Here is a 23133-nt window from a genome sequence, read left to right on the forward strand (position 1 = left end):
TCTCACTGTGTTGGCACGCCGCGCAAAGATGCGCTCGGGCTCGCACACTCTCGACCAACAAGCCTAACGTGTTTCCCCCTGGGAATCGTCGAACCCATGCGCCCAGATCTCCACGATCTGAGTAGCGTGGAGACATGGAGTTCTCTGGTGAGCAGCCGACTGTCGATCTGACCTACTCGGACGTGTTCCTGGTGCCGCGCAGATCCGCGGTCACCAGTCGTCTTCAAGTCGATCTCGCCCCGCACGACGGCACGCCGGCAACGCTGCCACTGGTTGCCTCGAACATGAACTCCGTGACGGGACCGCGGCTGGCCGCCGTGCTCGCCCGCCGCGGAGGCATCGGGGTGCTGCCGCAGGACATGCCGCTGCAGGATCTGGATCAGGCGATCAGTGATGTGAAGGCCCAGCCGGTGCTGTGGGACACGCCACTCGTGCTCCCGCCGGAAGCTCCCGTCGCCGAGGCCCTCCGTCTGCTCCCGGCGACGGCGGGCCACGGCATCGTCGTCGCCCATGGCAGAGGCGAGATCGAGGTCGACCAGATCCTCGGCATCCTGCCGGCGACCCGCCTGGCCACGGCATTGCCCGACGCGCAGCTGGGGGATCTGGTCCGTACGGGCACACCGTCGCTCGATGCGGACGACATCGGCTCAGAGCGCCATGCGTTCGACGTCATCACCGATGCCGGGGTCGAGATGGTCACGGTCAGCCACCACGGCCATCTCGTCGGCACGCTGAGCGCCCGCAGCGCCCTGCGGTCGACCCTGTACGGGCCGGCGCTCGACGGCGATGGCCGTCTCGCCGTCGCGGCGGCCGTGGGGATCAACGGTGATGTGGCCTCCAAGGCACGGGCGCTCGCCGCCGCAGGGGTCGACGTGCTGGTGGTCGACACCGCGCACGGGCATCAGGAGGGGATGCTGCGCGCACTCCGCGCCGTTGCCGAACTCGGCCTCGACATCCCCATCGTCGCCGGCAACATCGTCACTGCCGACGGCGTGAACGACCTGGTGGACGCGGGAGCGACGATCCTCAAGGTCGGCGTCGGACCGGGTGCGATGTGCACGACGCGCATGATGACGGCCGTCGGTCGGCCACAGTTCTCCGCGGTCCTCGAGACGGCGCAGGCCGCACGGGAGCTCGGAGCCCACGTCTGGGCGGACGGGGGCGTGCGGTATCCGCGCGACGTCGCGCTCGCGCTCGCCGCCGGTGCGGCATCCGTGATGATCGGATCGTGGTTCGCCGGCACGATCGAGGCGCCGGGTGCGCTGCAGCGGGACAGCGATGGGCGCATCTTCAAGGAATCGTGGGGCATGGCGTCGACCAAAGCCGTCCAGGCCAGGTTCGAGCGGCTCGATGCCTACGAGCGCGCGCGCAAGGAGCTCTTCGCTGAGGGCATCTCGTCGTCGAAGATCTACCTCGACCCGCTGCGTCCCGGTGTGGAGGATCTGCTCGACATGATCACCTCGGGCGTGCGCTCGTCCTTCACCTACGCCGGAGCCTCGTCGGTTCCCGAGTTCCACGAGCGCGCGCTGGTCGGCCTCCAGTCGGCGGCCGGATACGAGGAGGGGAAGGCCCTGCCGGTCAGCTGGTGAGCCGCGTCGCGATCTCAGCGGATTTCGGTAGAATCGTCGTCACCATGGACGACCCTCCCAGTTGCAGTACTTCGCCCCACTGTCCGCCTCTCTCACCGGAGAGGAACCACTGATGGACTACATCATGTTGGGCGTGGGGCTCCTGCTCACGGTCGGCACCGGCCTCTTCGTCGCGAGCGAGTTCGCGCTGGTCAATCTCGACCGCGCGGAACTCGAGGCGCGGCAGTCGCGCGGAGAATCCCGACTCGCGCTGACCATCAGCGCTCTCAAGCACACCTCCACGCACCTGTCATCGGCGCAGCTCGGTATCACGCTGACCACGCTGCTGACGGGATACACGATGGAGCCGGCCCTCTCGAACCTGCTGCGTCCGACGCTGATCGCCTGGAACCTGCCGGAGGCAGCGGTCTCACCGATCGCGACGATCGTGGCGATGCTGGTCGCGACCGTCCTGTCGATGATCCTCGGTGAGCTCGTCCCGAAGAACTTCGCCCTCGCGCTGCCTCTGGCCACCGCGAAGCTCGTCATCCCGTTCCAGATCGCCTTCACCACCGTCTTCAAGCCGGCCGTGGTCGTGCTCAACGGGAGCGCCAACGGCGTGCTCCGGAGCATGGGCATCGAGCCGAAGGAGGAGCTCTCCGGTGCACGCAGTGCCGAAGAGCTCTCATCGTTGGTGCGCCGTTCGGCGAGTGCAGGAATGCTCGAGGCCGACACGGCCACGTTGCTCGACCGCACGCTGACCTTCTCCCGCCTCACCGCGGCCGATGTCATGACCGCCCGCCCGAGCATGCACGCGATCGCGGCGGGGGACTCGGCAGATGACGTCATCCAGCTCGCCCGGCGCACCGGTCACAGCCGCTTCCCGGTGTACGACGACGATCTCGACGACATCACCGGTGTCGTTCATCTCAAAGCCGCCATCTCGGTGCCGCGCGATCGCCGCACTGAGGTACCGGTGGGAGCCCTCTCGACCGAGCCGCTGCGTGTGCCCGAGACGGTGCACGTCGACGCCCTCATCTCGGAGCTCCGGGCTCGCGGCTATCAACTCGCCGTGGTCGTCGACGAGTACGGCGGAACCGCGGGTCTGGTGACTTTGGAGGATCTGATCGAGGAGCTGGTGGGTGAGGTCGCCGACGAGCACGACCGCACCCGCGCCGGCGTCATCCGAGGCCGTGACGGTGTCACGTTCCCCGGCGAGCTCCGCCCGGATGAGCTGCGTCAGCGCGCCGGGGTCGAAGTGCCGGAGGGCGAGGTGTACGACACGGTGGGCGGCTACGTCATGAGCGTGTTGGAGCGGGTGCCCGCCGTCGGAGACGAGGTCTCCGTCGACAGCGGCGTGCTGCAGGTGGTCCGCATGGACGGACGACGCGTCGACCGCATCAGGTACGTTCCCAGTCCGGATCAGCCAGGAGAGGTGGACCCCCGATGAGCGACTGGGGAGGACTCGCCTGGTTGGTCGTGCTGCTCGTGGCCAACGCCTTCTTCGTCGGCGCCGAGTTCGCAGTGATCTCCGCACGGCGTTCGCAGATCGAACCGCGCGCCGAGCAGGGTTCGCGTGCGGCGAAGACCGCCCTGTACGCGATGGAGCACGCGACGCTCATGCTCGCGACCTCGCAGTTGGGCATCACGATCTGCTCACTGCTGATCCTCAACGTCTCCGAACCCGCCATCCACCACCTGCTCGCCGTGCCGCTGCACGCGTTCGGCTGGCCCGACGGCGCGGTGGATGCCGTGTCGTTCGTGATCGCCCTGCTGATCGTCTCGTTCCTGCACGTGGTGTTCGGTGAGATGGTGCCGAAGAACCTCGCATTCTCGGTGCCCGATCGTGCGGTGCTGATCCTCGCGACACCGCTCGTGTGGGTGTCGAAGGTGTTCATGCCGGTGATCTGGGCGCTCAATGCGGCGGCGAACGGCGTGCTGCGGCTGTTCCGCGTGGAGCCGAAGAACGAGGCCGCCTCGACCTTCACGCTCGACGAGGTGGCGACGATCGTCAACCAGTCCCGCCGCGAGGGTGTCCTGATGGACACCGCCGGAACAGTGGCCGCGGCGGTCGAGTTCACCGACAAGAAGGCGCGGGACGTCGCCGTGCCGCTGAGCGATCTCGTGACGCTGCCGCAGTCGACCACGCCGGACGACATCGAGAAGGCGGTCGCGCGGTACGGGTTCTCGCGCTACGTGATCGTCGACGCGGATGCGGTGCCGATCGGGTACGTGCACCTCAAGGACATCCTGCGTGCCTCTGAAGGCGTGGATGCCGAGACGAAGATGATCCAGCCGATCCCCGCCAAGCGCATCCACCACATGGTGCCCGTCCAGGAGGACACCGACCTCGAGGATGCTCTCGCGGTGATGCGCCGGGCAGGACGTCATCTGGCGAAGGTGCGCGACGCCGCGGGGCAGACGACGGCGGTGCTGTTCCTCGAGGACATCCTGGAGGAACTCGTCGGCGAGGTGCAGGACGCCACGCGGCGCGTGCGCGGACACTACTGACCGCTGATACCGCTTCCACGCACAGGCCGCAGGCTCCTCAGGGAGCCGGCGGCCTGTGGCGTCGCATGCGGCGGCTCAGCGCCAGTGCGCGCGTTCGTACTGCGGCGGCCACGTGACCTCGGCACCGAGCTCGTGGGCGGCGCGGAGCGCGAAGTGCGGGTCGCGCAGCCATTCGCGCCCGGCGAAGATCGCATCGGCCGCCCCGTCGGCCAGCACCTGCTCGGCCTGTGCTGCTGCGGTGATCAACCCGACGGCCGAGACGGGGATCCGACCGCCCTGGCGCACGGTCTCGGCGAGCGGCACCTGGTAGCCGGGGAACACGCTGATCTGCTGGTGCGCGACCAGGCCTCCGCTGGAGACGTCGATCAGATCCGCACCGTGCTGCTCCGCCCAGGCGCCGACAGTCGCGGCCTCCTCGGGGGTGAAGCCGCCCTCGGCGTGGTCGGTGGCGGAGATGCGCACGAACAACGGAACCCCCTCTCCGGCCGTCGCCCGCACCGCGTCCACGACGCGCAGGAGCAACCGGGCCCGGTTCTCGAGAGAGCCGCCGTACTCGTCTGCGCGGAGGTTCGACAGCGGCGAGAGGAACTGGTGGAGGAGGTAGCCGTGTGCGCCGTGCAGCTCGAGCACGTCGAATCCGGCATCGAGGGCGCGGCGGGCCGCGGCGGCGAACGCATCGACGATCCGCTCGATGCCGGCGGCGTCGAGCGCGACCGGAGCGGCGAAGCCCTCGTACGCGATGTCGGACGGTGCGGTCGTCGTCCACCCGCCCTCGGCAGCAGGCACCGACCCCGAGCCCTCGGCCCAGGGCCACCACGTCGACGCCTTGCGACCCGCATGCGCGAGCTGCACGCCGGCGACCGCGCCACGGTCATGGATCGCCTGCACGATCGGAACCCACGCGTCGCGCTGCTCGTCGTTCCACAGGCCGACGTCCCTCGGGGATATCCGTCCTTCCGCCACGACCGCCGTCGCCTCGGCGATGATCAGCCCGGCGCCGCCTGAGGCGAACTGGGCGAGGTGCGTGTGATGCCATTCCTGTACGACGCCGTCCACGGCGCTGTACATGCACATGGGGGAGACCCAGAGGCGGTTGCGGAAGGTGACGGATCGGATGCGCAGCGGAGAGAAGAGGATGCTCACCGTTCGACGGTACTCCGCGGTGAGTGTCACGAGGGCCGTCCGGCTAACGTGGAGTCATGGTCGAGGTGCGCGAGTGGTCCCGCAGCGATACCGCCCGATTCCTGCGGGTGCCGTCGTCAGGCGATGACAAGTACTCGCGCGGCGTGGTGGCCCTGCGCACGGGGTCTGCCCTGTACCCGGGAGCAGCAGTGCTGGGTGTCGAGGCGGCGTGGCGCGCCGGTGCGGGCTTCGTCCGGTACGTGGGCGAGGGGCGTGCAGCGGACGCGGTGATCGCCAGGCGTCCGGAGACGGTCGTCGGCGCCGATACCGGTCGCACGCGGATCGACACGTGGGTGATCGGCTCCGGTACGGACCCCTCGGCGCGGTCCGACGACGAGAGCGCGGCGCTGCGGCAGATCCTCGCCGGGTCCGCGCGCGTCGTGGTCGATGCCGGCGCGCTCGATCTCGCTACCGGGAGCGCAGCGCCATTCGTGGTCACCCCGCACGCGGGGGAGTTCGCGCGGTTGCGGGCGCAGCTGCGACTCGCGCCGTCCGACGACACGCAGCGCGCGCAGGCCGCCGCCGACGTCGCCGCGAGACTGGGCGGAACCGTGCTGCTCAAGGGGGCGCGCACGCTGGTCGCCGATGTGGACGGGCGTGTGATCGAGATCTCCGCCGGTACCGGATGGTTGGCGACCGCCGGCAGCGGAGATGTGCTGGGCGGGGTGCTCGGGGCTCTGCTCGCCGCGAACCCGCACGCGCCGCTCGCCGAAGCCGCCGCCGCTGCGGCCTGGCTGCACGGCTACGCCGGTCGACTGGCGGCTGATGCGGCAGGAGCCGGTGAACGCCGAGGACCGGGGCATCCGATCGTCGCGATGGACGTCGCGGAGGCCCTGCCGAGCGCGATCGCGGACCTGCTCGCATGACGCGCCTGAACACCGCGCGTCTCGCGGCGCTGTGGATCGTCTTCCTCGCCGTGCACCTGCTCACCGCCTGGGTCGGATGGATCTACCCCAGTCAACCCATGGGCGATGTCGTGCTCGTCTACGAACCCTGGGCGACGTCGGCACTGGGTGGGGGCGCGATCGTGGGTGTCACCGAGACCTGGGTGTATCCGCAGCTCGCTCTCGTGCCGATGCTCCTCGCCAAGGGGCTGTCGATGCCACTGGTGCCCCTGCTCGGGGTGTCCGGTGCGTACCTGGTCGCGTGGGCCGTTCTGGTGACCGCCCTCGATGCTCTTGCATTCGCGGTGCTGCTCGGCCGATCTCCCTCACGTCCGCGCATCACGGCCGCCTGGTTCTGGTGCGCCGCTCTGCTGCTCCTCGGTCCGATCGCGCTGTACCGTATCGACGCGATCACGGTGCCGATCGCTGTGATCGGCGGACTCTGGCTGGCGACGCGACCCGCGCTCGCCGCCGCGTTGCTCACGATCGGGGCATGGATCAAGATCTGGCCCGGCGCCCTGGTCATCGCCGCCGTCGTCGCGGCGCGCGCGCGATTGCGGGTGCTGATCGCCGCCGCCGCTGTGACGGCCGGCGTCATGGTGCTGCTGGTGCTGCTGGGGGCCGACAACGAGCTCCTCGGCTTCCTCACCGAGCAGACAGGACGGGGTCTGCAGATCGAGGCGGTCGCGGCGACGCCGTTCCTCTGGCTCGCCGTAGCGGGTACCGCGCGCATCGAGTACAGCTTCGAGATCCTCACCTTCCAGATATCCGCCGTCGGGGTGGACGCCGTGCAGACGCTGCTCACCCCGCTGATGGTGGTCGCGGTGCTCGCGATCACCGCCCTCGGAGCCGTGAAGATGCTGCGCGGTGCGTCCTTCCCGCGGTTGTTCCCGCCGCTGGCCCTGTCGCTCGTCGCCGTGCTCATCGTCACGAACAAGGTCGGGTCCCCGCAGTTCCAGACCTGGCTGATCGCACCGGTGGTGATCTGGCTGGTGCTGGACTCGGCAAGGGCGCGCGTGCCCGCTGTGCTGGTGCTCGTGCTCTGCGCTCTCACCTGCCTCGTGTACCCGCTCAGCTACGACGCTCTGCTCGCCGCGGAACTGCTGCCTGTCCTCGTCCTGACACTGCGCAACCTCCTCCTCATCGTCCTTCTCATCGTCGGCATCCGCGCACTCGTGCGTGTGCCCGCCATCCGCACCACCCACCATCAGGAGTGAAACCATGCTGATCGCCTTCTCCGTCGCCCCCAGCGGAACCCCTGCCGAAGGGCGGGAACGTACCGACGACTCCGTGCACGATGCCGTCGCCGCAGCCGTCAAGGTCGTGCGCGAGTCGGGTCTGGCTCACCGCACGACGAGCATGTTCACCGAGATCGAAGGCCCGGACTGGGACACCGTGATGGATGTCGTCAAGCGCGCGACGGAGGCGGTCATGCCGTTCGGTTCGCGAGTGTCGCTGGTGCTCAAGGCCGACATCCGTCCCGGCTACTCGGGTGAGCTTGACGCCAAGATCGAGCGGCTGGAACAGGCGATCGCGGACCCTGGCGAGAACATCGGCTGATCGAGCACGCATTCCACGTCACTGGATCCCGTCGAGGAATCCGGTGTATCGGTCGATCACGCCCGGCGCCAGCAGCGCTCGCGGCCAGAACGTGCCGACAAGGATTCCGACGGCGGCGTTGTCGTCGACGATCGGCCTGGCCATGGAGTGGACCGAATCGATGTGCTGGACCGATAGTGCGTCACCGAAGATGTCGCGATAGACCTGTTCGGTCTCGGCCATGTCGACATTGCGATCGTGCGTGCCGGCGAGGAGGAGCACAGGGATGCCCCGAGTCGAGGCGCGGTGCAGATCCGCCGTGGCGTCGGCGTCCATGTTGCGCGCCACGAACGCCCACCGATCCGCAGTCATCGGGGGGTCATCGGTCGTGGTGGCGAGGTACTGATCGAAGCCGGTGTCCTCTGCGAGGAGTCCGCGTACGGCATCACTCTCGGCGATGGCCAGCTCGCGCTCGGCTTCGGTGGCGCCGGCGTGGTCGAGTTCCGCCATCAGATTGAACCGCCCCTGCGAGAGCCAGTTGATGGCGGTGCCGACCATGGCCATCCCATCGATGTCGTCACGCGAGGCCACGACGGCGGGGATCACCCATCCTGCTTGGCTGGCTCCCCACAGGACGATCCGATCTGCGGGAATGTCGCTCTGCGCACGTGCCCAGTCGATGGCGGCATTCACTTCGGCGGCACGGTCTTGCATCGACTGGTCCAGCCAGTTCCCGGTCGATCCGCCGACCCCCGGTTTGCTCCACGACAGTGTCGCGAACCCTGCATCCGCGGCGCCCTCGAACCACGGCGAATACAGCCCCTCTTGGGTCGCGTCGACAGCACCGTCACCGTGCACCATGACGACCAGGCCTCGCGCCGGGGCGTCGCGAGGAAGAGTCAGCACTCCGTCGAGGTGTCCCTGGGGGAGCGGGATCTGCACGGCAGTCTGAGTGAAGCGATACTCGTTTCCCACCGCAGCGACTCCGATCGCTGCCAGCACCAGGGCGACCACTATGCCGAGAGTGATGATGCGCCGCCGAGTTATTATCTTTTTTCGCACGAACGTACTCTATCTGATAGAAATGGCGGTATGGGAACGGAGCGAATCACACTCGGGTTCGATGAATCCGAGCGGATGCAGGTCGGGGCGCTCTACTGGGAGGCGTTCCGACGAAAGCTTCGTCCCGCGTTCGCGGACTCCCAGACGGGGCTCCGCGTCGTGCAGGCGTCCCTGCGCTCGGAGCGGATGCTCGTCGCCCGTTCGGCCGCGGGATCCGTCTCCGGCGTGTGCGGGTTCCACGAGGACGGAGCCGGCGCAGTGGCGATGACCTGGGCGGCGATGCGCGGGATTCTGTCGGTGGGTCAGGCTCTCCGTGCATCTCTCGTCCTGTCGCTGCTTGCACGCGACGACGAGGCGGGGGTGCTCGTCCTGGATGGGATCTGCGTGCACCACGACCAGCGAGGAACCGGTATCGGCACCACGCTCCTCGATGCGGCCGAAGCCCATGCGCGTGAACGGGGTATGGCGTCGGTAGGCTTGTCCGTCGTCGACGGCAATCCGCGTGCCAAGGCGCTCTACACCCGTCGCGGTTTCGTACCGGTCTCAACGGGTGCGTTGGGAGTGCTGGGGCTGGTGTATGGCTTCGACGGGTACACCGTGATGCGAAAGGCGCTCGTCTCGTGACGGAGAAGATATCCCCCCGTACGCTCGTCGAGGCATTTCTGCCATTCGACGGGGAGGCTGATCTCTCGCTGATCTACGACACGGCGAACGAGATCGGGATCGAGGATCAACCCGTCAGGCTGACCGTGCGGCGCCTCGTGGCGGCGGGCGAGATCGCCCAACGCGGACGCGGACGCTCTGGTCGACTGGAACTCACCGAGGCGGGGAGGGACCGCCTCTCCGGAGACCGCGCCGCGGTCCGGCTCGTGTTCGCTCAAGATTCCGGCGCGGCGCCCTGGGATGGGCTCTGGCGGCTTCTCGCGATCAGCGCTCCCGAGTCCCGGCGTGCGGTCCGCGATACATTCCGTCGGGACATCGTGAGTCTGGGCGCGGCATCGTGCTCGACGGGTCTCTACGTCACTCCCCACGACCTCACTCCGCTTCTCTCACCGGATATCAGCCCGTACCTCGTGGTGGCCGAAGCCGAGAACCTCACTCTGCGCGGACTCGACGATCCTCAGGAGATCGTCGAGTCGCTCTGGCCGGCGCAGGGGATCATCGACGGCTACGCCCCGCTCGCTCAGGCTCTCGACGCGGCATCGGAGAGCCTCACCCCGCTCGCTCGGCGGCTCCGCCTCGCCGATGCGCTGGAGAAGGCGCTGAGAGACGACCCGCTCATCCCGACCGAGCTGCGAGCGGGGCACTGGGAGCCGGTGCGCCTGCGGCGGCGATGGCTCGAGCGCTGGAATCAGCTGAACGACAGCGACGGCGCGCGCTCGGTATTCCGGGGCTGGCTGCCGGAGTGAGAGATGCTCAGCGAGATCGCGCGCGCCGACGACCGGTAGCATGGTCAGGTGAATCCCTCGACTGAATCGAGGGGTGCGGCGAAGAGGGCGCTCCTCTCTCTCGCCATCGGCAGCTTCGGAATCGGCATGACCGAGTTCGTGATCATGGGCTTGCTGCCCAACATCGCATCCGACCTCCTTCCCGCGCTCTCGGCGACCAGCCAGGAGGACGCTCTCAGCCAGGCCGGCTGGTTGATCTCGCTGTACGCGCTCGGCGTCGTGATCGGTGCGCCCACCATCGCCGGTTTCGTGGCGCGCTATCCGCGGCACCGCGTGATGATCGTGCTCGCTCTCGCGCTGACCGTCTTCAACGCGCTCACCGTGGTTCTTCCGACGTTCGAACTGGTCGGGATCTCTCGGTTCCTCGCCGGGCTGCCGCACGGTGCCTACTTCGGCATCGGCGCGCTGGTCGCGGCCGATGTGATGGGCCCGGGCAACCGCGCCAAGGGCGTGGCCTTCATCCTCACCGGCCTCACCGTCGCGAACGTGGTCGGAGTGCCGTTGGGCACGTATCTCGGCCAGGAGCTCGGCTGGCGCGCGGCCTTCGCCGTCGTCGCCCTCGTGTTCGCTCTCGCCACGCTCTGCATCACGTTCTTCGTGCCGAAGCACCCTGGCGAGCCCGGACGCACGATGCGTCAGGAGCTCGGAGTGTTCCGCATCCGTCAGGTATGGTTCACGCTCGGTGTCGGTGCGATCGGCTTCGGCGGATTCTTCGCCGTCTACAGCTACATCGCACCTCTCGTGACCGAGGTCGCCGGATCGCCCGAGTGGGTGGTGCCGATCGTGCTCGTGCTCATGGGCCTCGGGATGACGGCGGGAAACCTGGTCGGCGGACACCTGGCCGACATCGATCTGCGCCGCACCCTCCTGTATGGGCTCGCGGCGATGGCGGTCGTGTTCGCGCTGCTCGCCGTGCTGTCGTTCTGGATCGTGACACTGAGCCTCGTCGTGCTGATCGTCGGCTTCGTCTCGTCGGTGCTCAGCCCGACGATCCAGACACGGCTCATGGACGTCGCCGGCGACAACCAGTCGATCGCCGCAGCGATGAACCACTCCGCCCTCAACATCGGTAACAGCCTCGGGGCGTTCTTGGGTGGCGTCGTCATCGCCCTCGGATGGGGTTTCACCGCGCCGGCCTGGACAGGCGCAGCTCTGGCGATCGCGGGACTGCTGATCGCGCTGCTGTCATACCGGATCGAAGCGCGTCGACCTGCGGCTCCGGTGCTGGTCGCGTCGTAGAGTGACGGGGTGAGCGACCCCGAAGAGTCTCTGCCCGTCGCCGGCACCGTCATCCTGTTGCGCCCTGCGGCGGCGGGAGTCGAGGTGCTCGTGATGCGCCGACCAGACAGAGGATCGTTCGCCGGAGCATGGGTCTTCCCCGGCGGCAAGGTGGAGGCCATCGACCGGAGACCAGGAGCGCCCGAGAGCGAGGACGCGCGCCGCGCGGGCATCCGCGAGACCTTCGAGGAGGTCGGGATCGACGCCGACGAACTCGTGGTGCTGTCGCAGTGGCAGCCGCCGCGCGAAGCGCCGACGCGCATCCGCACCTGGTTCTTCCTCGCGGCAGCCTCGGGCCAGCAGGCATCGCCATCGGCCGACGAGGTGAGTGAGATCGAGTGGGTCAGCCCGGCAGTGGCTCTCGAGCGGCATGCGACCGGCGTCTGGACGCTCTTCCCGCCGACGTGGGTCACCCTGCACCGGCTCGCCGCCTTCGAGGACGTCGAGTCCGCTCTGGCCTCGGCAGGGACCGCAGAACTGTTCCAGACGCGGGTGCACGACGCGGGTCGCGTGTTCGAATGGGCGCAGGGGCGGCTCGACGCCACCCGCCTGCCCTGGAGATTCGTGTCGGCCTGAGCCGCGACCTCCGTTGTCAGCTGTCGAGCAGGCGACGCAGGTGCGCGCCGACCGCTTCGCTCTCGATGAGAAAGCCGTCGTGGCCGAAGTCGCTCGCGAGCACCACGGCCTCGTTGCCGTCGAGGGTGTTCGGGATGCTGCGGGCGATCCGATGCTGGCCGTCGACCGGGAAGAGGCGGTCGCTGTCGATCCCGAGCACGAGCGTGGTGGCGGTGACTGCGTGCAGAGCCTCTTCGACGCCGCCGCGGTCGCGCCCCACGTCGTGGGAGTTCATCGCCTCGACGAGCGTGATGTAGCTGTTCGCGTCGAAGCGTCGGGTGAACTTGTTGCCGTGGAAGTCGAGGTACGACTCGACCGCGAACCGGCCGCCGTGGCCCAGGGGCGACACATCCGACTGCCACGAGCGCTGGAAGCGCTGGTTGAGCTCGATCGGGCTGCGGTAGTTCAGCAGCGCCATGCGACGAGCGAGGGCGAGGCCGCGGTGCGGACCCTCTCCGTCACTGAGGTCGTAGTACTCGCCACCCTGGAACCGCGGGTCCATGCGGATCGTGCCGATCTGCACCGTGTTGAGGGCGATCTGGTCGGCCGTCGTCACCGGGGGAGACGACAGCACAGCGAGACGCTCGACGCGCTCCGGATGCGTCGCCGCCCATTCCACAGCGTGCATGCCGCCCATGGAACCGCCGATCACCGCGGCCCACCGGTCGATCCCGAGTGCGTCGGCGAGCTGGACCTGGGCGGCGACCTGATCGCGGATCGTCAGATAGGGGAACCGCGAGGCCCACTCGTAGCCGTCGGGGGCGATGCTGGCCGGACCCGTGGAGCCCTGGCATCCGCCGAGCATGTTGGGGGCGATCAGGAACCAGCGGTCGGTGTCGAGGGGAGCACCGGGACCGGTGAGATCCTCCCACCAGCCGGCAGTGGGGTGTCCGGCACCGGCAGGACCGCGTACGTGGCTGTCGCCGGTGAGGGCATGCAACACGAGCACAGCGTTGTCCCGTGCCTCGTTCAGCTCGCCCCAGGTCTCGTAGGCGAGGCGGATGCCGGGGAGCTCGGTGCCGCTCTCGGTGCGGAACGCCCCGAACGAGGCGAAGTGTCGCCCGCCGATCGGGTCGCCGTCACGCCACGCTCCCGTGGCGGGAGGGCGCGCGCGCAGCAGGCGCACATCGGCCTCCGTCACGGGTGCCGATGGCACCGTGTCCTCGGAGGTCGTCTGCCAGTCCATGTCTCCATTCTCGCCTGGCAGGACGGCGATCAGCCGAACGTTACGGTGCGGGCGCGCACGATGTCGCGGAGTTGCCCGGGTCAGAGGCAGAAAACCTTGGTCGTGCCATAGCCGTCCCGGGCGTTTCCTGCGGTGAGGGGCGCACGCGCGTCCGCTACGCTCGGGCCATGCGACGGATGACGAGAGCGGCCGCCGCCGGAGTGATGGTCGGGGCGACCGTCGCTGTGGCGGGATGCTCGCCGCTCGTCGCCGCCCCCGAGTCCCGCGAGGCGAGCGGCCCTGTCGTCGTTGTCGCTGGGGACGACTACGAGGGCTACTACGATGCGATCGCGTCACCGGTCTCCGAGCATGACGCGGTGGGCGCCATGCGGGGCTCGTTCGGCACAGGCAGGGGCATCGCCCCCGTCGGCTGGTCGCACCGGAGCGCGGCGCCCGGAGCCTACGTCGTCGCGGTCGAATGCGCCGGTGCCGCCGAGGTCGACGTCCGATTCGACCAGACGGATCGTCGGCAGGATGCGACCGCGCGGCTGAGCTGCCCTGGGAGCGTGACGTTCGACGTGACGACGACGGAGATCGGCTTCATGATCGAACTGGACAGTGCCGGCGAACCCGGCGCGTATCGCGTCTCGGTCGCCTCGCGGCTCGCATCCTGACGCCTGCCGGGTGACCCTCAGGGTGCGATCGAGGTCACCGTGGCCAGATGGTCGCTGTTCCCGGCGCGGATCGTGGTCGACGAGAGTACAGAGAGACCGCGCACGAAGACCTGGTCGATGCGGGCGAGCGGGAACGCCGCCGGCCATGTGAACCCGAGGGATCCATCGGTCGGACGTACCCAGTCGGCCTGCGCGCGGATCGCCGACAGCGCGGGGTCGGCGGAGGTCGCGTTGAAGTCCCCGACGGTGATCAGGGCAGTGGCGGGGTCGGCTGCGACCGCCTCAGCGAGACCCGCCAGCATGGTGTCGCGGTCCTGCTGATGCCCTGGGCGCACCGAGGCGGCATGCAGGACGTAGACGGCGAGCGGCGTGGTCGGGGTCTGCACCTCGACGCGCAGCGCGCGTTTCCAGCCGAGGCCGAGGGACAGCGGTTCGGCATCGGTGATCGGGTACTTGCTCCAGATCCCCACCGTGCCCACAGCGGACGAGTGGGGGTAATCGTCGGAGAGCGCCTCGCGGGCAGCGGAGAGGCTCTCGCCGTCGAGCTCGGTGAGGGCGACGACGTCGGCACCGTTGTCTGCGAGTTCGGCGGCCGATGCTGCTGCACCGCCGGACTGCGCGCGCACGTTCTGGCTTGACACCGTGATCGGGGTCGTTCCGTCCGCCCCTGCGACCGGGAGCCCCGGAAACGACGGCGCCATCGCCAGGATCCAGACGAGGACAGGGACGAGTGTCAGCACGATGAGCCGGCGAGCGACGAGCACGGCGGTGATCAGCACGGCGAGCAGACCGAGTCCGAGCCATGGGAGGACGGCGGCACCGGCTGTGCCGATCACGCCGGGGATCCAACTGCACACGACAGCGAGGAGCAGGATCATGGCGGCGACCGCCAGCTGCCGCGCGCGCCGCGTCTTCAGCCGCTTCGGGGAGCGCTGCTGCGGCAGGTGCGTGTCGATCGTGCTCTCCTCGTGGTGAGCTTCCATTCTCGGCGGGATCGGCTGTGCGACAGCCGAGTGGCGCGCACCGGACGACAGGGTGCGAGCGGCACGGACGCAGAGATGCCCCGGACCGCGAAGGCCCGGGGCATCTCTGCTCTCTGAGGAGGAGACTCAGGCGCGAGCGGCCTCCGTGACGCGGCGAGCCGCGGCGAGGGCCTGGTCGAGGTCGGCCTTGAGGTCTTCGATGTTCTCGATACCCACCGAGAGACGCACGAGACCGGGGGTGACGCCCGCGGTGAGCTGCTGCTCCGGGGTCAGCTGGGCGTGCGTGGTGGACGCCGGGTGGATGACGAGCGAGCGCACGTCACCGATGTTGGCGAGGTGGCTGAACAGCGAGAGGCTGTTGACGAACTCGCGACCGGCCTCCACGCCGCCCTTGAGCTCGAACGACAGCACGGCGCCGACGCCCTTGGGGGCGTACTCGTTCGCCTTCGCGTACCAGGGCGAGGAGGGCAGGCCGGAGTAGTTGACCGTCGCGACGTCGTCACGGTTGTCGAGCCACTCGGCGATCTCCTGAGCGTTCTGCACGTGGCGCTCGATGCGCAGCGACAGCGTCTCGATGCCCTGGATGAGGTTCCAGGCGCTCTGCGGAGCGATCGCGGAGCCGAGGTCGCGCAGCAGCTGCACGCGGGCCTTGATGATGTACGCGAGCGGGTCTCCGACCGCGGCCGTGTAGCTGGCGCCGTGGTACGAGGGGTCCGGAACCGTGAGGCCGGGGAACTTCTCGACGTTCTTCGACCACTCGAACGAGCCGCCGTCGATGATCGCACCACCGATGGTGGTGCCGTGGCCGCCGAGGAACTTGGTGACCGAGTGGACGACGATGTCGGCGCCGAACTCGAACGGACGGATCAGGTACGGGGTCGCGATGGTGTTGTCGACGATGAGCGGCACACCGGACTCGTGGGCGACGTCGGCGACCGTGCGGATGTCGAGGATGTTGATCTGCGGGTTGCCGATGGTCTCCGCGAAGAACAGCTTGGTGTTCGGGCGGACGGCACGACGCCATTCCTCGGGGTCGTCCTGGTTCTCGACGAAGGTGACCTCGATGCCGAGCTTGGCGAGGGTGTACTTGAAGAGGTTGTAGGTGCCGCCGTAGATCGAGCTGGAGGCGACGAAGTGGTCGCCGGCCTCGGCGATGTTCAGCACCGCGAAGGTCGAGGCGGCCTGACCACTGGCGAGGACGAGGGCGCCTGTGCCCCCCTCCAGCGCGGCGAGGCGCTGCTCCAGGACATCCTGCGTCGGGTTCTGGATGCGGGTGTAGATGTTGCCGAACTCCGCGAGTGCGAACAGGTTCGCCGCGTGGTCCGCGCTGTCGAACACGTAGGAGGTGGTCTGGTAGATCGGCGTGGCGCGAGCCTTCGTGACCGGGTCGGGAGCGGCGCCCGAGTGGATCTGCTTGGTCTCGAAACGCCAGGTCTCGGGTGCGGACATGTTGTTCCCCCTGGAACTCGTGGAAGGTCGATGGCAGATGCCGTTTCAGCGAGAGTACGTAATATTCCCTCCTGTCAACAACGGGTGGGAAATGTGACGTAACAGTGGGAGCCGCCGAAAAGACGCGGAACATCGTACGGTGGAGGCATGGCCAACAGACGTGCAGTGGTGACAGGTGCGAGCTCGGGAATCGGTGCGACGACGGTACGCGCGCTCCGATCCAGCGGATGGGACGTCGTCGGCGTCGCGCGACGAGAGGATCGTCTGTCCGCGCTCGCCGCCGAGACCGGGGCATCGGCGATCGCCTGCGACCTGACCAACCCGGACGCCGTCGACGCGCTCATCGCCGAGCTCGAGAAGTCCGGCCCCGTGCACGCGCTCGTGCAGGTCGCCGGCGGTGCCCGCGGCACCGATCGTGTCGAGGATGCCTCGATCGAGGATTGGCAGTGGATGTTCGACGCCAATGTGCTCGCCACCCAGCGTCTCGTGGCCGGTCTCCTGCCGTCGTTGCGTCGTGCCGCGGCGGCCGACGGTCACGCCGACACGATCTTCGTCACCTCGACCGCCGCGCAGACCGCCTATGCGGGCGGCGCCGGATACAACGCCGCGAAGGCCGCGGAGGCGATGCTGGTGCGCGTGCTCCGCCAGGAGCTGAACGGCGAGCCGATCCGTGTCGTCGAGGTCGCGCCCGGCATGGTGCACACCGAGGAGTTCACCCTCAACCGTCTGGGGGGCGACGCTGTCGCCGCCGAGGCCGTCTACTCCGGGGTCGAAGCCCCACTTCTGGCCGACGATGTGGCCGACGTCATCCGCTACGCGCTGGAGTCGCCCGGCCACGTGAACCTCGACCTGATCACGATGCGCCCGGTCGCGCAGTCCGCCCAGCACCTCCTCGCGCGCGGGCCCCTGCGCGTGCGCTCCTCCATCGACTGACGATGGCGCGGACACTCGCCGAGCTCGCCGACGACGGGCTGATCGACGCCGGGTGGGCTCAGGCCCTGGCTCCGGTGCAGGACGACATCACCGCGCTGGGGGAGCGTCTGCGGGCGGAGCAGGAGGCCGGTCGCGGGTATCTTCCGGAGGGGCACCACGTGTTGCGTGCGTTCCAGCGGCCGCTCGCGGATGTGCGGGTGCTCATCACCGGACAGGACCCGTATCCGACGCCCGGGCATCCGATCGGGCTGTCGTTCGCGGTCGACCGTGACGTGCGCCCGCTCCCACGCAGCCTCGGCAACATCTACAGGGAGCGCGAGACCGATCTCGGCATCCCGTCGGCCCCGCACGGAGACCTCACCGCGTGGAGCGACCAGGGCGTGCTCCTGCTGAACCGCGTGCTCACGGTGCAGCCCGGAGTCGCGGGCTCTCATCGCGGTTGGGGCTGGGAGAAGGTGACCGAGCACGCGATCCGCACCCTCGTCGCCCGCGAGCAGCCGCTCGTCGCGATCCTGTGGGGCAAGGACGCCGCGAACCTGCAGCCGCTCCTCGGCGCGACGCCGGTGATCGCCTCGGCGCATCCGTCTCCGCTGTCGGCCCGCCGCGGGTTCTTCGGCTCCCGCCCGTTCTCACGCGCGAACGCGTTGCTCGAGGGCATGGGCGCGGCGCCGGTGGACTGGCGGGTGGAGGGGGAGCCGCTCGTTCCCTCAGAGCCCCTCGTTCCCTAAGCTGGGCGCATGCAGTTCGAACCGGGGGACCGACGCCGCGTGCTGCCGCGTCATCTGCGCCCTGCTGCTCCGGTCGAGGTCTTCTCCTACACGATCCGCCCCGTCAGAGCCGCGGACCTCCCACACGTCCGCGAGATCTACAACCACTTCGTGAGCAACTCCGCCGTCACTCTCGACGAGCGGCGCAGCAGCATCCCGTACTGGCGCGAGAAGTTCGCGCTGCTCACGCGGCTGAATCTGCCGTTCCTCGTCGCCGTCTCGCCGGCCGGCGTGGTGCTGGGCTACGCGCTGGCGCAGCCGTGGGCGGGCAAGAACGCCTACCGCTACACCGTGGAGGACTCGATCTACCTCGGCCCTGGCGCTGGGGGCAAGGGGCTCGGAGCCGCCCTGCTGCAGGCGTTGATCGACGCCTGCGAGCAGATCGGCATCCGCGAGATGGTCGCCGTCATCAGCGACAGCGGCGCGGAGGCCTCCATCCGCCTGCACGCCAAGCTCGGTTTCGAAGAGGCTGGCCGGATGGGCCGCGTCGGCTACAAGTTCGGGCGCGAGCTCGGCACGGTCTACATGCGACGCGCGTTGCGTCCGAGCGGTCGGCGCCGCGGGCTCTTCTCCTCGAGTCGCGGGCGCTAGCTGTACTGACCCGGATCATTGTTGACGTAGGAGAGACCTTCGGTGTCGAGTGGGAGCTGTCTAGGTTCCGGTTCGATCACACGAAGGTCTCTCATGTCCCACGCTAATGCCCGGTTGGCTCCGGCCGGCAGATTGATCATGGTCCAGCGCATCCAGTCCGGGCGTGCGGTCGCGCATGTGGCGGCGGAGATGGGGGTCTCCCGCACGACCGCGTGGCGGTGGTGGCGCAGGTTCCGGGAGGAAGGGCGGGCGGGTCTGATTGACCGGTCCAGTGTCGCCAGGTCGCATCCCGCTCGGACGGGCCCGTGTCGGGAGACACGGGTGCGGATCATGCGACATCTCACCCGTCGCGGTCCGGTGTTCATCGCGGCGAAGCTGGGGATGCATTCCTCGACCGTCGGACGGGTATTGGTCCGACACCACACCCCGCTGTTGCGAGAGACGGACCCGGTCACCGGGACCGTGATCCGCGCAGTGCGGCGTTCCGCCCGCCGTTACGAGCACGACCATCCCGGCTCGTTGATCCATATTGACGTGAAGAAGCTCGGACGCATCCCAGACGGAGGCGGATGGCGCGCGCACGGCCGCAGCGAGAAAGTCCGCAGCCGTGGGATCGGCTACGACTACATCCATGCCGTGATCGATGACCACTCCCGCCTCGCTTACGCCGAGATCCACGACGACGAGAAGGGCACCACCGCAGCCGGAGTCCTCGAACGCGCAATTGCGTTCTATGCCGCCCTCGGCGTCACCGTCGAGCGGGTCATCAGCGACAACGCCTTCGCCTACCGGCACTCGGCCGCGTTCCGCGCGGTCCTCGACGCCCACGGCATCACCCAGAAGTTCATCAAACCGCACTGCCCCTGGACCAATGGGAAAGTCGAAAGACTCAACCGCACCCTCGCCACCGAATGGGCCTACGCCCGCGCCTATACCTCGAACGCCGAACGCACAGCTGCCTTGCCCATCTGGCTCGACTACTACAACCTAGACAGAGCCCACCTCGGCATCGACGGCAAAACCCCCATCGACCGAATCAACAACGGTCGAGGTCAATACAGCTAGCTCGCGGCGTTCCCCGAGTCGCCTGAGGGGATCACCGGGATCGCGGAGAGCAGTGCCTTGGTGTAGTCGTGCTGGGGGTGCAGCAGTACGTCGTGCGTGGTGCCGCGCTCGACGATCGCGCCATCCTTCATCACCACCACTGTGTCACACAGGTTCTGCACCACGCCGATGTCGTGCGACACGAGCACCAGCGTCAGGTCGGTGGTGCGGCGCAGTTCGATGAGCAGCTCGAGGATCTGCGCGCGCACCGTCACGTCGAGTGCTGAGAGCGGTTCATCGCCGACCAGGATGCGCGGGCGGTGCACGATCGCGCGGGCGAGTGCGATCCGCTGGCGCTGCCCGCCGGAGAACTCGTGCGGGTAGCGATCAGCCATCTCGGGTTCGAGCCCCACCTGCGCCAGCACCTCGCGCACGCGCGCACGGCGGTCGCCCGAGATGTCGAGGGCCCACAGCGGCTCGCCGACGATCTGTCCCGCCGACATGCGGGGGTCGAGGGATGCGTAGGGATCCTGGAACACCAGCCCGCTCTCCCGGCGCAGCCAGTGCAGCGACTTCGCGGAGGCCGTGGCATCCACCGTCCGGCCGTCGACGCTCACCGTGCCGGCGGTGGGATGGTCGAGGCCCAGCAGCAGACGGATCAGCGTCGACTTGCCCGACCCGGACTCGCCGATGATGCCGACCGACGAGCCTTCGCTCACATCCAGGTCGGTCGGCGCGAGGGCGGTGTGCGTGCGGGTGCGCTCGAACGTCGACCGCTTGGGCACGAAGAAATCGCGGCTCAGTCCGCGTGCTTCGATCAGGCTCACTGTGCACTTCCGTCCGGACGCCAGAGCGTCGCCGTGGCGTCGCGCAGCAGTCCCTGCGTGACCGGCGATGTGGGAGCCGTGAGCAGGTGCTTCACGGAGGCGGCTTCGACCACTCGTCCGTGCTCCAGTACGACGCCTTCCGTGGCGACCTGGGCGAGAACGGCGAGGTCGTGCGTGATGAACACCAGCGACATCCCCTGTTCCTCCACGAGGGAGAGCAGCAGCGACAGGATCTCAGCCTGGATCGTCACGTCGAGCGCGGTGGTCGGCTCATCGGCGATCAGCAGCTTCGGGCGGCACGCGAGTGCCATCGCGATCGCCACGCGCTGCCGCTGCCCTCCGGAGAGCTGGTGCGGGTAGCGCTCCACGATCGATGCGGGGTCGGGCAGTCGTACGCGCGCGGCTTCGGCGATCGCCCGTTCGCGTGCCTCACGTCGACCGATCCGCTCGTGGATGCGGATGGACTCCGCGATCTGCCGTCCGACGGTGCGGATCGGGTTGAGCGCGGTCCGCGGCTCCTGGAACACGATGCCGATGTCGTCGCCGCGCAGTCGGGCCAGCTCGCGGTCGGGCATGCCGATCAGCTCTGTGCCGTTCCAGCGGATGCTGCCGCTCGCGGTCGCACCGTCGGGGAGGAGGCCGAGCACGGCCAGTGCCGTGAGTGACTTGCCGGACCCGGATTCGCCGATGAGCCCGAGACGTGCGCCATCCGGTACCTCGAAGGAGATGCCGTCGACGACCGGGCGTCCATCGATCTCGATGACCAGGTCCTGCACGGAGAGTGTCATGCGACCACCGCCGGGATGTGGGTCTCGGCCGCACGGTGGCGCAGCGTCGGGTCGGTGGCCTCGCGCAGCCCGTCTCCGAGCAGGTTCAGCGCGAGTACCGTGATCGTGATCGTGAGGCCGGGCCAGATGACCGACAGCGGGTGCACGCCGATGTAGCGCTGCAGGTCGGCGAGGAGGATGCCCCAGCTCGGCTCGACCACTGATGCCCCGAAGCCGAGGTACGACAGCCCGGCCTCGGCCAGCACGGCCACCGCCATCGACCACGACAGCTGAACGATGAACACGGGAGCGACATTGGGGAGCAGATGCCGCACGAGGCTCTGCGCCGGGGTGAGCCCTGAGGCCTTCGCCGCCAGCACGAAATCGCTCTGCTGCACGCGCCGCAGCTCGGGTCGTGTGACCCGGGCGATGTTCACGCCGAAGCCGATACCGACCGCCCAGATGACGACCCACAGTGATCCGCCCCAGACCGAGGAGATCATCATGGCGATCAGCAGCACGGGGAAGGCGATCAGGATGTCGACGAACACCGCGACGGTCTCACGCACCCACCGGGTGGTGAGGGCGCCGAGTGCGGCCAGGGCGATGCCGATCACGGTGGCGACGATGCCGGCGCCCACGCTCACGAAGACGGCAGTGCGAGAGCCGGCCATGATGAGGCTGAGGATGTCGCGCCCCGTGTCGTCGGTGCCGAGGAGGTGCGGCCAGCTCGGCGGCAGCCAGCGGTCGCCGATGTCGGAGGACTGCGGATCGAACGGCGTCCAGAATGCCGACACGATCGCGGTCACGGCGATGACGGCGACGACGATGAGTCCGAAACGTCCCGTGGCGGTCTGCCAGAGTCGGCCGAGCCAGAGGGGGGTCATGCGGCCTCCCGCTGTCGGGGGTCGATCGCCCGGTGCAGCAGATCCACGAGGAAGCCCACCACGAGCACGAAGCCGGTCAGCACAAGTAGCTCGCTCTGCACCTTGATCAGGTCGCGGGTGCCGACATCGGCCACCAGCATGCGTCCGATGCCCGGAAGTGTGAACAACTGCTCGATCACGACCGAGCCGACGATGATGCCGGCGACCTGGAGCCCGAGCACCGTGATGATGGAGAGGCCGACCGCGGGGATGCCGTGTTGGATGAGCGCGCGTGTGCGGGTCAGGCCCTTCGCGGCGGCGGTGCGGACGAAGTCCTGCCCTGCGGCCTGCAGAGTGGCGCTGCGTACGAAGCGCATGAGCATGGCGCCCTCGACGATGCCGATCGTCAGCGCTGGGAGCAGCAGCGATTCGATCGCCTTGCCCGGGGTGGACCAGCCCGTGCGCGGAAAGCCCTGCGGCGGCAGCCAGCCCAGCCAGACGGAGAACACGACGATCAGCATCATGCCCGCCCAGACGACAGGGACAGCGGCCAGTGCCTGCGCGCCCACGCTGAGGGCCGTGCCGCCGCGGCGGCCGCGGAGGATCGCGGCGAGGATGCCGAAAGGCACCGCGATCAGCACGGCGATGAGCAACGACATGATGCCGAGGGGCACCGTGACCTGCGCCTTGAGGAACAGTTCTTCACTGACCGATGCACCCGAGAGCAGCGAAGTGCCGAGGTCGCCCCGGAAGATGCCGCCGATCCAGTCGGTGTACTGCGCGAACAGCGGCTGGTTCAGGCCCAGGGACTCGCGCAGCGCCTCGACCTCGGCGGGGGAGGCCTGAGTGCCGGCGATCAGTTGAGCGACATCGCCGGGGAAGACCCGGAGAGTGAGGAAGATGAGCACGCTCGACACGAGGAGCCCTGCAATGAGCAGGGCTCCTCGGACGAGCGCGTAGCGGATCACGAAGTGGCGACC

At 68.7% G+C, this 23133-nt stretch carries 24 protein-coding genes; 15 read left to right on the plus strand and 9 right to left on the minus strand.

Features of this window, described 5'->3' with window-relative positions:
* Positions 1-134: 134 nt before the first annotated feature.
* From MRBLWO12_RS03835 to MRBLWO12_RS03845, 3 genes are all read left to right on the plus strand, one after another.
* Positions 135-1589 (plus strand): GuaB1 family IMP dehydrogenase-related protein, encoded by a 1455-nt coding sequence (locus MRBLWO12_RS03835; RefSeq protein WP_363552861.1) that lies wholly within the window; start codon positions 135-137, stop codon positions 1587-1589.
* 112 nt (positions 1590-1701) lie between these two features.
* Positions 1702-3018 (plus strand): hemolysin family protein, encoded by a 1317-nt coding sequence (locus tag MRBLWO12_RS03840; protein ID WP_363552863.1) that lies wholly within the window; start codon positions 1702-1704, stop codon positions 3016-3018.
* Positions 3015-4079, plus strand: a complete 1065-nt coding sequence (locus tag MRBLWO12_RS03845) for a hemolysin family protein (protein ID WP_363552865.1) — start codon at positions 3015-3017, stop codon at positions 4077-4079. The genes MRBLWO12_RS03840 and MRBLWO12_RS03845 overlap by 4 nt, the downstream gene beginning before the upstream one ends.
* 75 nt (positions 4080-4154) lie before the next feature.
* On the opposite strand, the gene MRBLWO12_RS03850 is transcribed toward MRBLWO12_RS03845, so the two are convergent.
* Positions 4155-5222 carry an NADH:flavin oxidoreductase/NADH oxidase gene (locus tag MRBLWO12_RS03850; RefSeq protein ID WP_363552867.1) on the minus strand — a complete coding sequence of 356 codons (1068 nt, stop codon included), beginning with the start codon at positions 5220-5222 and terminating at the stop codon, positions 4155-4157.
* A 56-nt stretch (positions 5223-5278) separates the two neighbouring features.
* Between MRBLWO12_RS03850 and MRBLWO12_RS03855 the strand changes: the two genes are divergently transcribed.
* The 3 genes from MRBLWO12_RS03855 to MRBLWO12_RS03865 are packed head-to-tail and all read left to right on the plus strand — an operon-like array spanning position 5279 to position 7705.
* The gene (locus MRBLWO12_RS03855; RefSeq protein WP_363552869.1) at positions 5279-6127 is read left to right on the plus strand and encodes an NAD(P)H-hydrate dehydratase; all 849 of its coding nucleotides are present in this window, start codon (positions 5279-5281) and stop codon (positions 6125-6127) included.
* A complete protein-coding gene (locus tag MRBLWO12_RS03860; RefSeq protein WP_363552871.1) occupies positions 6124-7362 on the plus strand; it encodes a hypothetical protein in 1239 nt (412 codons plus the stop codon). The genes MRBLWO12_RS03855 and MRBLWO12_RS03860 overlap by 4 nt, the downstream gene beginning before the upstream one ends.
* Before the next feature lie 4 nt (positions 7363-7366).
* Positions 7367-7705 carry a thiamine-binding protein gene (locus MRBLWO12_RS03865; protein WP_363552873.1) on the plus strand — a complete coding sequence of 113 codons (339 nt, stop codon included), beginning with the start codon at positions 7367-7369 and terminating at the stop codon, positions 7703-7705.
* A gap of 18 nt (positions 7706-7723) precedes the next feature.
* Here MRBLWO12_RS03865 and MRBLWO12_RS03870 read toward each other — a convergent pair whose 3' ends face one another.
* The gene (locus MRBLWO12_RS03870; protein WP_363552875.1) at positions 7724-8746 is read right to left on the minus strand and encodes an alpha/beta hydrolase family protein; all 1023 of its coding nucleotides are present in this window, start codon (positions 8744-8746) and stop codon (positions 7724-7726) included.
* Positions 8747-8776: 30 nt separating this feature from the next.
* On the opposite strand from MRBLWO12_RS03870, the gene MRBLWO12_RS03875 reads away from it, so the two are divergent.
* The 4 genes from MRBLWO12_RS03875 to MRBLWO12_RS03890 are packed head-to-tail and all read left to right on the plus strand — an operon-like array spanning position 8777 to position 12048.
* Entirely contained in the window at positions 8777-9370 is a 594-nt protein-coding gene (locus tag MRBLWO12_RS03875) for a GNAT family N-acetyltransferase (protein WP_363552877.1), read from the plus strand.
* On the plus strand, positions 9367-10155 hold the full coding sequence (locus tag MRBLWO12_RS03880) for a PaaX family transcriptional regulator (RefSeq protein WP_363552879.1): 789 nt from the start codon (positions 9367-9369) through the stop codon (positions 10153-10155). Before MRBLWO12_RS03875 ends, MRBLWO12_RS03880 begins: the two co-directional genes overlap by 4 nt.
* A gap of 48 nt (positions 10156-10203) precedes the next feature.
* Positions 10204-11433, plus strand: a complete 1230-nt coding sequence (locus MRBLWO12_RS03885; protein ID WP_363552881.1) for an MFS transporter — start codon at positions 10204-10206, stop codon at positions 11431-11433.
* Between the two features lie 9 nt (positions 11434-11442).
* Positions 11443-12048, plus strand: a complete 606-nt coding sequence (locus MRBLWO12_RS03890; protein ID WP_363552883.1) for an NUDIX hydrolase — start codon at positions 11443-11445, stop codon at positions 12046-12048.
* A gap of 16 nt (positions 12049-12064) precedes the next feature.
* Here the strand turns inward: MRBLWO12_RS03890 and metX are convergent, their stop codons facing one another.
* Positions 12065-13273, minus strand: a complete 1209-nt coding sequence (gene metX, locus MRBLWO12_RS03895; protein WP_363552885.1) for a homoserine O-acetyltransferase MetX — start codon at positions 13271-13273, stop codon at positions 12065-12067.
* A 167-nt stretch (positions 13274-13440) separates the two neighbouring features.
* Between metX and MRBLWO12_RS03900 the strand changes: the two genes are divergently transcribed.
* Positions 13441-13926, plus strand: coding sequence for a hypothetical protein (locus MRBLWO12_RS03900; protein WP_363552887.1), 486 nt, complete (start codon positions 13441-13443; stop codon positions 13924-13926).
* Between the two features lie 17 nt (positions 13927-13943).
* Here the strand turns inward: MRBLWO12_RS03900 and MRBLWO12_RS03905 are convergent, their stop codons facing one another.
* Together MRBLWO12_RS03905 and MRBLWO12_RS03910 are read right to left on the minus strand one after the other, a co-directional pair.
* On the minus strand, positions 13944-14909 hold the full coding sequence (locus tag MRBLWO12_RS03905) for an endonuclease/exonuclease/phosphatase family protein (protein ID WP_363552889.1): 966 nt from the start codon (positions 14907-14909) through the stop codon (positions 13944-13946).
* A gap of 126 nt (positions 14910-15035) precedes the next feature.
* The gene (locus MRBLWO12_RS03910; RefSeq protein WP_363552891.1) at positions 15036-16358 is read right to left on the minus strand and encodes a bifunctional o-acetylhomoserine/o-acetylserine sulfhydrylase; all 1323 of its coding nucleotides are present in this window, start codon (positions 16356-16358) and stop codon (positions 15036-15038) included.
* A gap of 147 nt (positions 16359-16505) precedes the next feature.
* On the opposite strand from MRBLWO12_RS03910, the gene MRBLWO12_RS03915 reads away from it, so the two are divergent.
* From MRBLWO12_RS03915 to MRBLWO12_RS03930, 4 genes are all read left to right on the plus strand, one after another.
* Positions 16506-17291, plus strand: coding sequence for an SDR family oxidoreductase (locus MRBLWO12_RS03915; RefSeq protein WP_363552893.1), 786 nt, complete (start codon positions 16506-16508; stop codon positions 17289-17291).
* Between the two features lie 2 nt (positions 17292-17293).
* Complete coding sequence (locus MRBLWO12_RS03920) at positions 17294-18019, plus strand: uracil-DNA glycosylase (protein WP_363552895.1); 726 nt, start codon at positions 17294-17296, stop codon at positions 18017-18019.
* A 9-nt stretch (positions 18020-18028) separates the two neighbouring features.
* Positions 18029-18649: a GNAT family N-acetyltransferase gene (locus tag MRBLWO12_RS03925; protein WP_363552897.1), complete on the plus strand. Its 621-nt coding sequence runs from the start codon at positions 18029-18031 to the stop codon at positions 18647-18649.
* A gap of 93 nt (positions 18650-18742) precedes the next feature.
* A complete protein-coding gene (locus MRBLWO12_RS03930) occupies positions 18743-19714 on the plus strand; it encodes an IS481 family transposase (protein WP_363552899.1) in 972 nt (323 codons plus the stop codon).
* Here MRBLWO12_RS03930 and MRBLWO12_RS03935 read toward each other — a convergent pair.
* From MRBLWO12_RS03935 to MRBLWO12_RS03950, 4 genes are read right to left on the minus strand one after another with little or no spacing between them, the layout of a single operon-like run.
* A complete protein-coding gene (locus MRBLWO12_RS03935; protein ID WP_363552901.1) occupies positions 19711-20520 on the minus strand; it encodes an ABC transporter ATP-binding protein in 810 nt (269 codons plus the stop codon). The genes MRBLWO12_RS03930 and MRBLWO12_RS03935 overlap by 4 nt on opposite strands.
* Positions 20517-21308, minus strand: coding sequence for an ABC transporter ATP-binding protein (locus tag MRBLWO12_RS03940; RefSeq protein ID WP_363552903.1), 792 nt, complete (start codon positions 21306-21308; stop codon positions 20517-20519). The genes MRBLWO12_RS03935 and MRBLWO12_RS03940 overlap by 4 nt, the downstream gene beginning before the upstream one ends.
* Positions 21305-22174: an ABC transporter permease gene (locus MRBLWO12_RS03945; RefSeq protein WP_363552905.1), complete on the minus strand. Its 870-nt coding sequence runs from the start codon at positions 22172-22174 to the stop codon at positions 21305-21307. Before MRBLWO12_RS03945 ends, MRBLWO12_RS03940 begins: the two co-directional genes overlap by 4 nt.
* Entirely contained in the window at positions 22171-23121 is a 951-nt protein-coding gene (locus tag MRBLWO12_RS03950) for an ABC transporter permease (RefSeq protein WP_363552907.1), read from the minus strand. The genes MRBLWO12_RS03945 and MRBLWO12_RS03950 overlap by 4 nt, the downstream gene beginning before the upstream one ends.
* Between the last annotated feature and the right edge of the window lie 12 nt (positions 23122-23133).

It is taken from the genome of Microbacterium sp. LWO12-1.2, from assembly GCF_040675875.1.
Classification (GTDB): domain Bacteria; phylum Actinomycetota; class Actinomycetes; order Actinomycetales; family Microbacteriaceae; genus Microbacterium.